The sequence below is a fragment of the Xanthomonas sp. DAR 80977 genome, from assembly GCF_041240605.1.
GTDB classification, from domain to species: Bacteria; Pseudomonadota; Gammaproteobacteria; order Xanthomonadales; family Xanthomonadaceae; genus Xanthomonas_A; species Xanthomonas_A bundabergensis.
In genome coordinates this window covers 459,025-473,711 of the sequence record NZ_CP162487.1, presented here as the reverse complement: position 1 = coordinate 473,711, position 14,687 = coordinate 459,025, and the positions used below count along the sequence as shown (strand labels likewise).

Here is a 14,687-nt window from a genome sequence, read left to right as displayed (position 1 = left end):
GCGGCGCCCGGCTGGGCAATTGGCGCCGCGCCGGCTAAAGTCGCGGTTCGGAGCAGGACGCAGTCGAGATCACGCATGCCGCCACAGGCAGCCGGCCGGACGGAAGGACGGCCTCCCTACATCGCAGGCGCGCATGCGCGCCGCGCCGCAACCCGGCGATGAGCGGCATGCTCGACACCTACCGTGAAGTGATCACGCCCGAAGGCGTGCCGCTGCATCTGCCGGCCGCCGGCGCGGTGCCGCGCGCGCTGGCCTGGCTGATCGACCTGGCGGTGCGGTTCGGCGTGCTGACCCTGATGGGCATGCTGCTCGGCATGCTCGGCGGCTTCGGCCAGGGTCTGTACCTGGTGGCGATGTTCCTGGTGTTCTGGGCCTACCCGATCGTGCTCGAAGGCTGGTTCGGGCAGACCCTGGGCAAGAAGGCGCTGGGCCTGCGCGTGGTCTCGCGCGACGGCGCGCCGGCCGGGTGGATGGCGGCGATCACCCGCAACCTGCTGCGCACCGTGGACATGCTGCCGTTCGGCTACGCCATCGGCCTGATCGCCTGCCTGTTCGACGCGCATGCGCGGCGCCTGGGCGACATGGTCGCCGGCACCCTGGTGATCCACCAGCCGCCGCGCCACGAGACGGCGCTGCCGCCGATCGCCAGCGCGGTGGCGCCGCCGCACAGCCTGCTGCCGGCCGAACAGGCCGCGTTGATCGCCTTCGCCGAGCGCGCGCCGCGGCTGGCCCCGGCGCGGCAGCTGGAACTGGCGACGCTGGCGCTGCCGTTGACGCAGACGCCCGGCCAGGCCGGCGTGCTGCGGCTGTACGCGATGGCCAACTGGTTGCTGGGGCGGCGATGAGGCAGGAGCAGTTCATCGCCCGCCACCAGCACGAGTGGCAGGCCTTCGAAACCTGGCTGCAGACGCATGGACGCAAGGCCGCCGCGCACGCGGCGGACGCCGCCGCGGACCCGGCGCGGCTGGCCGACGAGGATGTGCCGGCACGCTACCGGCGGCTGTGCCAGCAGCTGGCGCTGGCCCGCAGGCGCGGCTACAGCCCGCTGGTCACCGCGCGCCTGCAGCAGCTGATGCAGCAGGGCCACACCGCGCTGTACCGGCCGCCGCGGCCGCGCTGGCGGCGCGCGGCCGAGTTCCTGTTCGCCGATTTCCCGCAGCTGGTGCGCAGCCAGGCCGGTTGCATGGCCGCGGCCACCGCCTTGTTCGTGGTGCCGCTGGTGACGATCTTCGTGCTGCTGCAGTACCGGCCGGAACTGATCCACGGGCTGCTGGACCCGATGGAGGTCGCGCAGATGGAGCGGATGTACGACCCGGCCGCGACCGCGCACAAGCTCGGCCGCGACAGCGGCACCGACTGGCAGATGTTCGGCACCTACATCATGCACAACATCAGCATCGGCCTGCGTACCTTCGCCAGCGGCCTGCTGGCCGGGCTGGGCACGGTGCTGGTGCTGCTGTTCAACGGCGTCACCATCGGCGCGGTGGCCGGGCACCTGCACCAGATCGGCTACGGGGTCACGTTCTGGCGCTTCGTCGCCGGGCATGCGCCGTTCGAGCTGACCGCGATCGTGATCGCCGGCGGCGCCGGCCTGCAGCTGGGCCTGAAGCTGCTGGCGCCGGGCCGGCGCCGGCGCATCGATGCGCTGGTCGAAGGCGGCACCATCGGCGCCAAGCTGTGCCTGGGCGTGGCCTTCATGCTGCTGGTGGCCGCCTTCATCGAGGCGTTCTGGTCCTCGATCGGCACGCTGCCGGCCTGGGTGAAGTACGGCGTGTCCGGCCTGCTGTGGACGCTGGTGCTGGTGTGGCTGTGGCGCGGCGGACGCGGCGTGGCGGAGGCCGGCGATGCGGATTGAGCGGCTGGACGTTGTGCTGCGCGCGCGCTCGGCGTGGGAGGCGATGGAGCTGGGCAGCGCGCTGGTGCGCCGCCATGCCGGCGCGATCTGGAAGCCGTGGCTGCTGTTCACCCTGCCGCTGTTCGCGCTGCTCAATCTCGGCGCCTGGGCGGTCGACCAGCTGTGGCTGGCCAGCCTGGCGCTGTGGTGGCTGAAGCCGGTGCTGGACCGGATCCCGCTGTTCGTGATCTCGCGCGGCGTGTTCGGCGACGTGCCGCGCGTGCGCGACACGCTGCGCGCGCAATGGGGCTGGGGCTGGCGCACGCTGTTCGGCTACCTGACCTGGCGCCGGCTGAGTCCGGCGCGCAGCGTGTTCATGCCGCTGGAGCTGCTCGAAGGCGCCACGGCGGAGCAGCAGCGGCAGCGCCGCCGCAGCCTGGGCGGGGCGGTGTACGGGCACGCGCTGCTGCTGGCCACCGTGTGCTGGCATTTCGAGGCGATGCTGTGCCTGGCCTGCATCGCCGCGATCCTGATGTTCGTGCCGGTGGACCTGCTGCCGGAAACGGTGCGCGCGGCCTGGGCGCTGATCGGCGAGGAGAACCCGCTGTGGGCCGACATCGGCCTGAACGCGTTCGGCTGGCTGGCGATGACCCTGATCGAACCGTTCTTCGTCGGCGCCGGCTTCGGCCTGTATCTCAACCGGCGTACCGAGATCGAAGCCTGGGACGTGGAGATGGCGCTGCGCCGGCTGCGCGAGCGGCTCGCCGGGGCCGCGCCGCTGCTGTTGCTGGCCGTGGCCCTGCTCGCGGCGCCGGGCGCCGCGCTGCGCGCGCAGACCGCGGCGCCGGGCACCGCCGACGACGCCGTCGCGGCCGCGCCGCAGGCGCGCCCCGACCCGGCGCAGCAGACCGCCGGCGACAGCGACGCCAGCCAGGACCCCGAGCAAGCGCAGGACGCAAGCGATGACGACGCGAACGCGCCGGTCGCGCTCGACGACGTCTTCGACACCGTGCCCGCCGCCGACGCGCGCTTCGACCGCGCCGCCGACCGCGCCTACGAAGACCCGCTGCTGTCGGGCAAGCGCAGCATCGGCTACTGGAAGAAGCGCGACCGCAACGAGGACGAGAAACAGCCCGACGCCGACAAGACCGATCCGCGCTTCGGCCAGGCGCTGTTCGCCAGCGTGGCCCGGGTGGTCGCCTTCGTCGGCGAATGGGGTCTGTGGCTGCTGGCCGGCATCCTGCTGCTGGTGCTGCTGCTGACCATGAAGCACTGGCTGCCGTGGATGCGCGGCAGCGTGCGCCGCCGCGCCCCGGCCGAGGCGCCGGTGGCGCATGCGCCGGTGCTGCCGGCCGAGCCGCTGCCGGACGACGTGGCGACCATCGCGCGCCGCCTGTGGGCCGAGGGCCAGCACCGCAACGCGCTGGCGCTGCTGTACCGCGCCAGCGTGCAGACCGTGTGCGAACGGGCCAACCTGGTGCTGCCGCCCGGCGCCACCGAAGCGCAGTGCCTGCGCGCCTCCAGGCGCCTGCCGGAGGAAGCGGACCGCAGCCTGTTCGCGCGCATGGTGCGCACCTGGCAATACGCCGCCTACGCCGGGCGCCTGCCCGACGACGACGCCTTCGCCGGCCTGCTCGACGAACTGCAGCGGCAGTACCGGTGGCGCGCATGAACAGCGGCACACGCAATGCGTTGATCTTCCTGGTCGGGCTGCTGGTGACGAGCGTGCTCGCGGCCTGGTTCCTGGGCCGCTACGAACGCGCCGAACGCGAGCTGCCGCTGCCGCCGCGCGGCGAGGCCGCCTACAACCCGCTGTACGCGCTGCGCCAGACCCTGCGCGCCGACGGCGTGCGCGCCGAGTCGCGGCAGCGCCTGGACCTGGCGGCGATGCGCCTGCAGCCGCACGACAGCGTGCTGCTGCTCGGCGACCCGCGCACGCTGAGCAAACCCGACAGCGAGGCGCTGCTGGCCTGGGTCGCGCGCGGCGGGCACCTGATCCTGCGCACGCCGGCGGCCGACGGCGACGACAAGACCACGCTGCCGATCTTCGATGCGCTCGATGTCGGCCTCGAGGACGGCACGCCGGACGACTGCCTGAAGCTGGCCATTCCGGGACAGCCGGAGCACAGCGAGTTCTGCAACGGCCGGCGCTTCCAGATCGACGAGGACGCGGCGAGCAACTGGTGGGGCGGCAACGAGGACTACGCCTACGCGCGCCTGCCGCACGGCGACGGCAACGTCGATGTGCTGGCGGAGATGGATTTCCTGCAGAACGGCGGCAGCGGCAGCCGCGTGCGCGACAACGCGCTGGACGCCGCGCCCGCGCCGCCCAGCGGCGGCATGCGCGACGTGCCGCACCGCCTGCTGGCGCGGCAGATCCTGGCGCCCAACTACGGCCACGGCACCGTCTACCTGATCTACGCCGCGGAACTGCCGTCGCTGTGGCGCACGCTGTTCACCCGCGGCTGGCCGGCCTGGCTGCCGGCGCTGCTGATGCTGCTGGCCTGGCTGTGGTCGCGCATGCAGCGCTTCGGCCCGCTGCAGGCCTCGCCGGCCGGCGACCGCCGCTCGCTGCTGGAGCATGTGCGCGCCAGCGGCGAGCACCTGTTCCGCTACGGCAAGTCCGCGCTGCTGTACGCGGCGATGCGGCAGGCGTTCCTGACCCGGCTGCGGCGGCGCGCGCCGCTCGCCGCCGCGCTGCAGGGCCCGGCCCAGGCCGCCGCCATCGCCGAACGCCTGAACCTGCCGGCGGCGCATATCGAACAGGCGCTGCAGCCGCCAGCGCCCAAGCAACACGCCGCCTTCCGCGATCGCATTCGCCTCCTCGTCCAGATGAGAAACCAGTTATGACCACCGCATCCGCCGATTCCGTCGCGCCGCTCGCCGGCCCCGCCCTGATCGAACGCGTCGAGGCGATCCGCGATGCGGTCGGCCAGGCCTTCATCGGCCAGCCGGAGGTGCTCGAGCAGATCCTGATCGCGCTGCTGGCCGGCGGCCACGTGCTGATCGAAGGCGTGCCCGGGCTGGGCAAGACCCTGCTGGTGCGCGCGCTGGCGCAGGCGCTGGAACTGAACTACGCACGCGTGCAGTTCACTCCGGACCTGATGCCCAGCGACGTCAGCGGCCACGCCGTGTACGACCCCAAGACCGAGAGCTTCAAGATCCGCCGCGGCCCGGTGTTCACCCACCTGCTGCTCGCCGACGAGATCAACCGCGCCCCGGCCAAGACCCAGTCGGCGCTGCTGGAAGTGATGCAGGAAGGCCAGGTCACCATCGAGGGCAAACCGTTCCCGCTGGCGCCGCCGTTCCTGGCCCTGGCCACGCAGAACCCGGTCGAGCAGGAAGGCACCTATCCGCTGCCGGAAGCGCAGCTGGACCGCTTCCTGCTGAAGATCCTGATCGACTACCCGCAGCTGGAGGACGAGAAGCGGATGGTGGAAGCGGTCACCACCGGGCGCAGCGCCGGCGACTTCGACCTGTCGCAGGTGCCGCGCGTGCTCAGCGCCGCCGACGTGGTGGCGATGCAGCTGGGCACCGCGGCGATCGCGGTGGACCCGCAGGTGATCGACTACGCGGTGCGCATCGTCGCCGCCACCCGCAGCTGGCCGGGCATCGCGCTCGGCGCCGGCCCGCGCGGCAGCATCGCGCTGATCCGCGCCGCGCGCGCGCAGGCGGTGCTGTCCGGCCGCGACTTCGTCACCCCCGACGACATCCGCGACATCGCCAAGCCGGCGCTGCGCCACCGCATCGCCCTGGCCCCGGAACTGCAGATCGAAGGCCAGAGCGCCGACGACGCGCTGGGCGCGCTGCTGGCGAAGGTGGAGGCGCCGCGGAAATGAGGCTCGGGACTGGGGACTCGGGACTCGGGACTCGGTACTGGGTCGCGGCTGATCGTATGCAGGCATGGCACGCGACATGCGGCAGGTGCTTCACTTACATTCCGCGCAGCGCCGTGCTGTTCCGGGTCCCGAGTCCCGAGTCCCGAGTCCCGGCGAGCCCACAATGAGACCCGCCCCGCCACTGCTCGCCCTGCTCGGCCTGTGGGCGCTGTGCGGCCTGGCCGCGGCGCTGGAGGTCCTGCCACTGTGGGCGTGGCAGGCGCTGGGCGCGGCGATCGGCGTGGTCGCCGCGATCGATGCCTGGCGGCTGTGGCGCAGCCCCACCCCGCAGCTGCGCCGCGAGCTGCCCGAGGCCTTGCCGCTGGGCCTGGAGCGCGAGGCCGGGCTGCGCATCGACAGCGCGCGGCGGCAGACGCTGGACGTGTTCGACCTGGTCCCCAGCGGCTGGTGGATGCAGGGCCTGCCGCGGCGGGTGACCCTGCACGCGGCCAGCGAAACCCACCTGCGCTACCGGCTGCGCCCGACCGCGCGCGGCCGCTTCGCGTTCCCCGGCACGCACCTGCGCCTGCATTCGGCCTGGCGCCTGTGGCGGCAGCGGCGCGTGGCCGGCACGGCGCAGACGGTGCGCGTGTATCCGAACTTCGCCCCGCTCACCCGCTTCGCCCTGTTCAGCGCCGAACAGGCCTCGCGCCTGGTCGGCGCGCACCTGAAGCGGCGCCGCGGCGAAGGCACCGACTTCCACCAGATGCGCGAATACCGCGTCGGCGACAGCCTGCGCCAGATCGACTGGAAGGCCACCTCGCGCGCGCGCAAGCTGATCTCGCGCGAATACCAGGACGAGAAGAACCAGCAGCTGCTGATGCTGATCGACACCGGGCGGCGGATGATGGCCAGCGAGAGCGGCCTGTCGCACTTCGACCACGTGCTCAACGCCGCGCTGGTGGTGTCGTACCTGGCGCTGCGCCAGGGCGATGCGGTGGGGCTGATGGCCAGCGGCGGCGACGCGCGCTGGGTCGCGCCGCAGCGCGGCATGGGCACCGTCGATGCGCTGCTGCGCGCCAGCTACGACCTGCAGCCGCAGGCGGTGGCCACCGACTACCTGGCCGCGGCCACCGAACTGTCGCTGCGCCAGCGCCGGCGTTCGCTGGTGATGCTGGTCAGCAACGTGCGCGACGAGGACATCGAGGACCTGCTCGCCGCGGTGCGGCTGCTGCAGCGCCGGCACCTGGTGTGCGTGGCCAGCCTGCGCGAGCGCGACCTGGACCAGGCGCTGACCCAGGACGTGCACGACCTGCAGCAGGCGGTGCAGGCCGGTGCGGTGGCGCGCTACCTGCAGCAACGCCGCGACGCCCACGACGCGCTGCGCAGCCACGGCGTGATGGTGCTCGACGTCACCGGCGAGGAACTGCCGGGCGCGCTGGTGGAGCGCTATCTCGCGGTGAAACGCGACGGATTGCTGTAGCCGCGCGTCCGCCGCGCGGACGATTATGTAGACAAGTCGTCGCGGCGTCTCAGTTGCGCCGCCGCTCGAATCACGTGCGGGCCAGGAGGCGTCCGATCACGCCAGGCCTGGCGCTGCGCGACGCAGATGACGATGCATTTCGCATTCATGTTTCTGCTTGCGCCATTCAAATCGCATTTGTGGCAGAAACTTTACCTGCGCCGTCATAAAAGCGTTCGCGGGCAGTCATTTATCGCTCCTATGGTCCTCGCCGCACCGCAGCGGTCTTCATAGGCGGCATCGCGCCGCACGCCGAAGTCAGGGGATATTTTCAGATGGAGTTGCGAATCTTCGCAGCGCTCGGCATGGCCGTGTGCGGCGTGCCGTGCGCCTTCGCCGCAGACGCGCCGGCGGCGCGTTTCGACGTGATGGCCTACCAGGTCGTCGGCAACAGCGAATTGAGCGCAACCGAGATCGAGCGCGCGGTGTATCCGTTCCTCGGCCCGCAACGCAGCGAGGCCGATGTGGAAGCGGCGCGCGCCGCGTTGCAGACGCTGTACGCCGGCAAGGGCCTGGCCACGGTGGCGGTGAGCATTCCCGAACAGGATGCGGGCAACGGGCTGGTCACGCTGCAGGTGAGCGAGCAGCGCATCGGCCGCTTGCGGGTGAACGGCGCCGCCTATTTCTCGCCCGATGCCGTCGCCGACGGCGCGCCCTCCCTGCAGGAAGGCAAGGTGCCCGACTTCAACGCCGTGCAGCGCGACATCGTCGCGCTGAACCAGTGGCCGGATCGCCGCGTCACCCCCGACGTCAAGCCCGGCGCGCAGCCGAACACGGTGGACGTGGACTTGAACGTGGAGGACACGCTGCCGCTGCACGGCAGCCTGGAACTCAACAACCGCAACAGCGCCAACACCTCGGAACTGCGCCTGAGCGGGTCGCTGCGCTACGACAACCTGTGGCAACGCGGCCACAGTTTCACCTTCTCGGCGCAGACCGCGCCGCAGCAGCCGGCCGATGCGCGGGTGTTTTCCGCCTCCTACCTGGCGCGCTTCGGCGCAGCGCCGTGGTCGCTGCTCGGCTACACGGTGCGCAGCGACAGCGAGGTCGCCGCGATCGGCGGCTTCAACGTGATCGGCAACGGCAGCCTCTCCGGCCTGCGCCTGATCCGCACGCTGCGGGCCGAGGCGGGCTTCTTCCACACCCTGAGCGTCGGCGCCGACTACAAGGACTTCAAGGAAGACACCTTGTTCGGCGGCGACCGCAGTTCCGCGCCGATCCGCTACCTGCCGCTCAGCGCCGCCTACAGCGCCACCTGGAGCCGGCCGCGCGGCACCGACACGCTGGAACTGACCGCGACGATGAACGTGCGCGGCGTCGGCGACGACAGCGCGCGCTTCGACATCAAGCGCTACAAGGCGCGCTCGAACTTCTTCCACCTGCGCACCGATGTCTCGCGCACGCGCAGCTTCGGCGGCGACTACCAGTGGTACGCGCGGCTGCAGACCCAGCTGGCATCCGAGCCGCTGATCAGCAACGAGCAATTCAGCATCGGCGGCATGGACAGCGTGCGCGGCTACGACGAAAGCCAGGCGCTGGGCGACTACGGCGCGGCCGGCCAGTTCGAGCTGCGCAGTCCCTCGTTGGCCTCCGCGGCCGGGCGCACGGTGCAGGACGCGCGCGTGCACGCGTTCGTGGATGCCGGCTATGCGCGCATCCACGACCCGCTGCCCGAGCAGTCGGTCAGCGAGACCCTGGTCGGCACCGGGCTGGGGGCGACGTTCAAGGCGTTCGAGCATCTCAACGGTGCGCTGGAAGTGGCCGCGCCGCTGTCCAGTCCCGGCGGGCGCAAGCAGAAAGACATCAACGTGCTGTTCCGGCTGTGGAGCGAGTTCTGACGCCGGCGTCGTTCAAACATCAATCGGGGTAGATCGTGATCAGACTGCGTATTTTCGTGCTCCTGGGATCGTTGCTGCTGGCATTGCCGGCGATGGCGGCGACGTGGTGGGACGGCAAGTGGAACTACCGGGCCAAGCTCAGCGTGGACACCACCTCCACCGGCGCGGCGCTGAGCCAGCCGGGCGGACGCACCCAGGTGCTGGTGCGCCTGCATGCGGGCAACTTCAATTTCGCCGACGCCAAGGCCGACGGCAGCGACGTGCGCTTCGTCGCCGGCGACGACCGCACGCCGCTGAAGTACCACTTCGAGAAATACGACGGCCTGGTCGACCAGGTGGCGCTGGCCTGGGTCGACCTGCCCGAGCTGCCGGCCAACGCCAGCACGCCGCTGTACGTGTACTTCGGCAATCCCGAGGCCAGCGGCGGCAGCGACGCCAAGGGCAGCTACGACGCCGACACCGTCGCGGTCTACCACTTCGCCAGCGCGCAGGCCGCCGGCACCGACAGCACCGCCTACGCCAACAACGCCAGCGCGGCGCCGACCCTGGCCGACACCGCGCTGATCGGCGCCGGCCTGCGCCTGGACGGGCGCGCGCCGGTGACGGTGCCGGCCTCCGCCTCGCTGACCTGGCCGGCGGCGCAGCCGGCGACCGTGTCGCTGTGGGCCAAGCCGGCCAGCGCCAATGCCTCCGGCGTGCTGCTGGCGCTGCCCGGCGCGCTGACCCTGCGCCTGGACCAGGGCCGCGTGCTGGCCGAGTTCGGCGCCGCCGCGCAGATCGCCGCCACTGCCGCGCTGCCGGCCGACGCCTGGGCGCATGTGGCGCTGCGCAGCGACGGCAAGAGCGCGACCCTGTTCGTCAACGGCCAGCCCGTCGGCGAGACCGCCGTGGCCTTGCCGGCCAGCACTGGCGGCCTGCTGCTCGGCGGCGAGCCCGGCGCGGCGCGGCCGAACTTCATCGGCCTGCTCGACGAGGTCGAGGTGTCCAAAAGCGCGCGTGCGATCGGCGCGATCGAAGCGGCGGCGCGCAGCCAGGGCGTGGACGCGCGGCTGCTGCGTTTCGATCCGGTGGAGCAGCATTCCAGCGACGGCGGCCACAACTACTTCGGCATCCTGATCGCCGCGCTGACCCCGGATGCGTGGGCGGTGATCGGGATCCTGGCGGTGATGGCGCTGATCAGCTGGTGGGTGATGGTGCGCAAGGGCCTGTACCTCAATGCTACCGCCGGCGCCAACGCGCGCTTCCTGCACGCGTACCGGCAGCAGGTGGCGGCGCATCCGCTGCACGCGCCGCACTGGCAGCAGCTCGGCGCGTCCGCCGGCATCCGCTCCAACCTGGCGCGGCTGCTGCAGGTCGGCCAGCAGGAATTGCGCGAGCGGCTGCAGGCGAGCGGCAGCAACGTGGTGCGCACGCAGTCGATCGCCGCGATCCGCTCGGCGCTGGACGCGGCCGCGGTGCGCGAGGGCCAGCGCATCCACAAGGGCATGGTGCTGCTGACCATCGCCATTTCCGGCGGCCCGTTCCTGGGCCTGCTCGGCACCGTGGTCGGGGTCATGATCACCTTCGCCGCGGTGGCCGCGGCCGGCGACGTCAACATCAACGCGATCGCCCCCGGCATCGCCGCCGCGCTGCTGGCCACGGTGGCCGGCCTGGCCGTCGCGATCCCGGCGCTGTTCGGCTACAACTACCTGCTCAGCCAGGCCGAAGCGGTCTCGGCGGACATGCAGGTGTTCGTCGACGAACTGGAAAAGCGCATCGCCGAAGACTATGCCGGCGACGCGCCGGCGCGCGCGGGCGGAGGCTGAGCCGATGAAGGTCCAAGGCAAGAAGCCCTACGACGACATCAACATCACGCCGATGCTGGACCTGGCCTACGTGCTGCTGGTGATCTTCATCATCATGACCACGGCGGCGGTGCAGGGCATCAAGGTCGAACTGCCCAAGGCCAGCGCGGCCAAGCCGCTGTCCGAGCCCAAGACCAAGGTCATCGCGATCGACAACAACGGCCAGGTCAGCCTGGACGCGGTGCCGGTGAGCATGAGCGAACTGGAACAGCAGCTGCGCAACGCGCTGGCCAGCGACGCCGACCTGCCGGTGATGCTGCGCGGCGATCGCACCGTGCAGTACGAGAAGGTGATGGCGGTGCTGGACCTGTGCAGCCGGCTCGGCATCGCCTCGATCGGCTTGGCCACGCAGCGCCAGGCGGCCGGCTGAGTGGACGCGATGGATCCGCTGCACTACACCGAACCGCCGCGGCGCTGGCTGAAGCTCGGCGCCGCGCTGCTGGCGCTGCTGCTGCTCGGCTGGCTGGCCACGCTGCTGCTGCGCCCGCAGCAGGCGGCGCCAACGCGCGCGCAGCCGCCGCGCATCACCCAGGTGATGCTGCCGCCCCCGCCGCCTCCGCCACCACCCAAGCCCGATCCGCAGCCGCCCAAGCCGCAGGAACGGCCGCAACCCTTGCAGGCCGCCGAACCGACGCCGCAACCCAAGCCGGACGCCGCGCCGACCCCGCCGGGCGATCCGCTGACCGCGCCGGCCGGCCCCGGCGACAACGCCTTCGGCCTGCAGGCCGGCGATGGCGGCGGCACCCGCATCGGCGGCAAGGGCGGCGGCGGCAGCCCGTTCGGCGGCTATGCGGCCAGCGTGCAGCGCGCGGTCCAGCAACTGCTGCAACGCGACGAGCGCACCCGCAAGGGCCGCTACAGCGCCACCGTGGCGCTGTGGCTGAACCCGGACGGCAGCATCGGCCGCCTGCAGATCCTCAGCTCGGCCGGCAAGCCGGAACTGGACGCGGCGATCGTGCGCGCGCTGCAGGACCAGCCGCTGCCGCAACCGCCGCCCGCTTCCCTTCCCCAACCCATCCAGTTGCGCATCGGCGCCCTGGCGCCGGGCTGACGCCGCGTTCCGCACCAAGGACTCCCGCATGACCATTCCGTCTCCCCTCCCCCGTCCGTCCCGGCTGCGCCTGGCGCTGCTGGCGTTGCTGCTGGCGCCGGCCGCGGCCATGGCCCAGTCCGCGGCGTCCGCGATCGATCCGGCGCAGATCAACCCGCAGGTCACGCTGCGCCTGATCGACCTGCTGGTCGCCAAGGGCGTGATGACCCGCGCCCAGGCCGACGACCTGATCCGCGAGGCCTCGGCCACCGCGGCGCCCGCGCCCGCAGCGGCACTGGCCGGCGCCGCGCCCTACAAGACCCAGCCCGGCGCGGTGGTGGTGCCGTACGTGCCCGAGCCGGTGCGCCAGCAGATCAAGGACGAGCTGCGCGCCGAGGTCACCGCGCAGGCCAAGTCCGAAGGCTGGGCCGCGCCCGGCGCGCTGCCCGAATGGACCCAGCGCGTGCGCGTGTACGGCGATCTGCGCGTGCGCGGCGAAGGCGTGTTCAACGCCGACGACAACTACGCGTTCTTCCCCAACTTCGGCGCGATCAATGCCGGTTCCGGTTTCGACACGGTGGGCAGCAACAACGCCCCGTTCCTCAACACCACGCAGAACCGCAGCCGCATGCGCGTGCGCGCGCGGCTCGGGGTGAGCGCGCAGATCGCCGACTGGGTGCAGGCCGACCTGCGCCTGGCCACCGGCAGCGACCGCAGCCCGGTGTCCACCAACCAGACCCTGGGCGGCAGCGGCAACCTGTCCAAGTATTCGCTGTGGCTGGACCGCGCCGCGCTGCAGTTGACCCCGATCGACGCGCTGACCCTGTCGTTCGGCCGCTTCGCCAATCCGTTCTGGAGCAGCGAACTGGTGTTCGACAACGACCTCAACTTCGACGGCGTGGCCGCGCGCTACGAGCCGGCCGACGCCGACGCCGATGTCGCGCCATGGATCAGCGCCGGCCTGTTCCCGGTCTACAACACCGAGTTCGATTTCGGCTCCACCAGCACCAGCAAGACCCGCAGCCGCGACAAGTGGATGTACGGCGCGCAGCTGGGCCTGCAGTGGCGCTTCGCCGACGCGATGGCGCTGCGCGTGGGCCTGGGCTACTTCCAGTACGACCAGTTCGAGGGCAAGCGTTCGGCGCCGTGCCTGGCGCCGACCTCGGCCGACAGCTGCGACAGCGACGGGTCGCGGCCGCAGTTCCAGCAGTTCGGCAACACCTTGTTCGCGCTGCGCGACATCGTCGCCGACAGCGCCAATCCCAACGGCCCGCAACTGCAGTACTACGGCTACGCCAGCAAGTTCGGCGTGGCCGACCTGCACGCGCAGCTGCAGCTGGACCAGTTCGCCCCGGTCGCGGTGCTGGTCGAGGCCGACGTGGTCAAGAACACCCGCTACAACGCCGCGCGCGTGCGCTCGCTCGGCCCGGTCAACAACCTCGGCGACCAGGGCGTGTTCGATGGCGGCGACATGGGCTACTACCTCAACTTCACCGTCGGCCAGCCCAAGCCGGTCAAGCCCGGCGACTGGAACGTCAGCATCGGCTACAAGTACCTGGAATCGGACGCGGTGCCGGACGGCTTCACCGATTCGGACTTCCACCTCGGCGGCACCAATGCACGCGGGCTGATCGTCGGCGGCAACTACGCGCTGGCGCGCAACACCTGGCTCGGCCTGCGCTGGCTCAGCGCCAACGAGGTATCCGGCCCGCCGTTCGCAGTGGACCTGCTGCAGCTCGACCTCGGCACGGAGTTCTGAGCATGCCGCGCCTTCCCTCCCCCCTGGCCTGCTGCATGCTGGCGGCGGCGCTGCTCGCCGTCGCCCCGCTGCACGCCCAGGACAGCACCGAGACGCGGCTGCGCGAGACCGGCGCGCGCTTGCGCAAGGCCGAAGCGGACCTGGTCCAGCAACAGCTGGCCACCGCGGCCGCCGAACGCGAGCGCGATGCGCTGCGCAGCGCGCCGGCGCCGGCGCCGCGTGCCGCCAGCGCCGATCCGGGCCGCGAGGCCGCGCTGCAACGCCAGCTGCAGCAGGCGCAGCGCGAACGCGACGCGGCGCTGGCGCAGCAGCGCGACCAGCAGCAGGCGCAGGCCAAGGCCGCGCAAGCCGTCGCGCAGCAGGCGCAGACGCAGGCGGCGCTGGATGCGGAACTGCAGCGCCAGCGCGCGCGGATGGCGCAGTGCGCGCGCGGCAGCGAGGCGCTGTACGCCACCGCGCGAGAACTGGCCGCGCTGTACCGCGACCCGGCGTTCGTGCGCTTCGTGCGCAGCCACGGCCGCGAGATGTTCGGCATGGCCAGGGTGACCCGCGAGAACCGCGTGCGCGCGCTGGAAGACCGCCTGGCCGAGCAGCACGCGCAGACCCAGGCCTGCGCCGGCGCAACCGCGATCGCTGCCACAGCGACGGCCACGGCGCTGCAGGACACCGCGCAATGAACCGCGGCGGCGCCGCGCTTGCATCGCTCGCGCTGGCCGCGCTGGCGCTGCACGCGCGCGCCGCGCCGGCCACGCCGCCGGCGACCGCGCCGTGCGTGCAGGTGCGGGTCGGCGAAGACGTCGCCGGCCACCTGGACTGCCTCAACCAGACGCTGCGCGCCGCCGCGGCCAATGCCCGCCCCGGCGCCGTGCCGCTGGCCGCCGCCGCGGCCACGCTGGATCCGCTGCAGCGCGGGCAGCCCACGCCGGCCGCGCTGCGCCAGCGCTACGGCGATGCCTACGGCCGCTCGCTGCTGCCGCAGCGGCCGCAGCCGCGCTACCTCCCCACTCCGTTCGCTCCGGCGCGCTGACGCGCCGCTACCGAG

13 protein-coding genes are annotated in these 14,687 nt (G+C 72.1%); all 13 read left to right on the top strand.

Features of this window, described 5'->3' with window-relative positions; translation table 11 throughout:
• The first annotated feature begins 158 nt into the window (after positions 1 to 158).
• The 13 genes from AB3X10_RS02150 to AB3X10_RS02090 all read left to right on the top strand — a co-directional run bounded on the left by AB3X10_RS02150 (position 159) and on the right by AB3X10_RS02090 (position 14,672).
• Positions 159 to 845, top strand: coding sequence for an RDD family protein (locus AB3X10_RS02150; protein ID WP_369978675.1), 687 nt, complete (start codon positions 159 to 161; stop codon positions 843 to 845).
• On the top strand, positions 842 to 1,855 hold the full coding sequence (locus AB3X10_RS02145) for a stage II sporulation protein M (RefSeq protein ID WP_369978674.1): 1,014 nt from the start codon (positions 842 to 844) through the stop codon (positions 1,853 to 1,855). Before AB3X10_RS02150 ends, AB3X10_RS02145 begins: the two co-directional genes overlap by 4 nt.
• The gene (locus AB3X10_RS02140) at positions 1,845 to 3,506 is read left to right on the top strand and encodes a DUF4129 domain-containing protein (protein WP_369978672.1); all 1,662 of its coding nucleotides are present in this window, start codon (positions 1,845 to 1,847) and stop codon (positions 3,504 to 3,506) included. Before AB3X10_RS02145 ends, AB3X10_RS02140 begins: the two co-directional genes overlap by 11 nt.
• A complete protein-coding gene (locus AB3X10_RS02135) occupies positions 3,503 to 4,684 on the top strand; it encodes a DUF4350 domain-containing protein (RefSeq protein ID WP_369978670.1) in 1,182 nt (393 codons plus the stop codon). The genes AB3X10_RS02140 and AB3X10_RS02135 overlap by 4 nt, the downstream gene beginning before the upstream one ends.
• A complete protein-coding gene (locus tag AB3X10_RS02130; RefSeq protein WP_369978668.1) occupies positions 4,681 to 5,673 on the top strand; it encodes an AAA family ATPase in 993 nt (330 codons plus the stop codon). The genes AB3X10_RS02135 and AB3X10_RS02130 overlap by 4 nt, the downstream gene beginning before the upstream one ends.
• A gap of 163 nt (positions 5,674 to 5,836) precedes the next feature.
• Positions 5,837 to 7,135: a DUF58 domain-containing protein gene (locus tag AB3X10_RS02125; RefSeq protein ID WP_369978665.1), complete on the top strand. Its 1,299-nt coding sequence runs from the start codon at positions 5,837 to 5,839 to the stop codon at positions 7,133 to 7,135.
• Between the two features lie 314 nt (positions 7,136 to 7,449).
• A complete protein-coding gene (locus AB3X10_RS02120; protein WP_369978663.1) occupies positions 7,450 to 9,012 on the top strand; it encodes a ShlB/FhaC/HecB family hemolysin secretion/activation protein in 1,563 nt (520 codons plus the stop codon).
• Positions 9,013 to 9,068: 56 nt separating this feature from the next.
• Positions 9,069 to 10,817 (top strand): DUF2341 domain-containing protein, encoded by a 1,749-nt coding sequence (locus AB3X10_RS02115; RefSeq protein WP_369978661.1) that lies wholly within the window; start codon positions 9,069 to 9,071, stop codon positions 10,815 to 10,817.
• A gap of 4 nt (positions 10,818 to 10,821) precedes the next feature.
• Positions 10,822 to 11,226 carry an ExbD/TolR family protein gene (locus AB3X10_RS02110; RefSeq protein ID WP_145706738.1) on the top strand — a complete coding sequence of 135 codons (405 nt, stop codon included), beginning with the start codon at positions 10,822 to 10,824 and terminating at the stop codon, positions 11,224 to 11,226.
• Between the two features lie 9 nt (positions 11,227 to 11,235).
• Complete coding sequence (locus AB3X10_RS02105) at positions 11,236 to 11,907, top strand: TonB family protein (protein ID WP_369978658.1); 672 nt, start codon at positions 11,236 to 11,238, stop codon at positions 11,905 to 11,907.
• Between the two features lie 28 nt (positions 11,908 to 11,935).
• Positions 11,936 to 13,645 (top strand): putative porin, encoded by a 1,710-nt coding sequence (locus AB3X10_RS02100; RefSeq protein ID WP_369978656.1) that lies wholly within the window; start codon positions 11,936 to 11,938, stop codon positions 13,643 to 13,645.
• A 2-nt stretch (positions 13,646 to 13,647) separates the two neighbouring features.
• Positions 13,648 to 14,322 (top strand): hypothetical protein, encoded by a 675-nt coding sequence (locus AB3X10_RS02095; protein ID WP_369978654.1) that lies wholly within the window; start codon positions 13,648 to 13,650, stop codon positions 14,320 to 14,322.
• Positions 14,319 to 14,672, top strand: a complete 354-nt coding sequence (locus AB3X10_RS02090; protein ID WP_369978652.1) for a hypothetical protein — start codon at positions 14,319 to 14,321, stop codon at positions 14,670 to 14,672. The genes AB3X10_RS02095 and AB3X10_RS02090 overlap by 4 nt, the downstream gene beginning before the upstream one ends.
• Positions 14,673 to 14,687 lie beyond the last annotated feature (15 nt).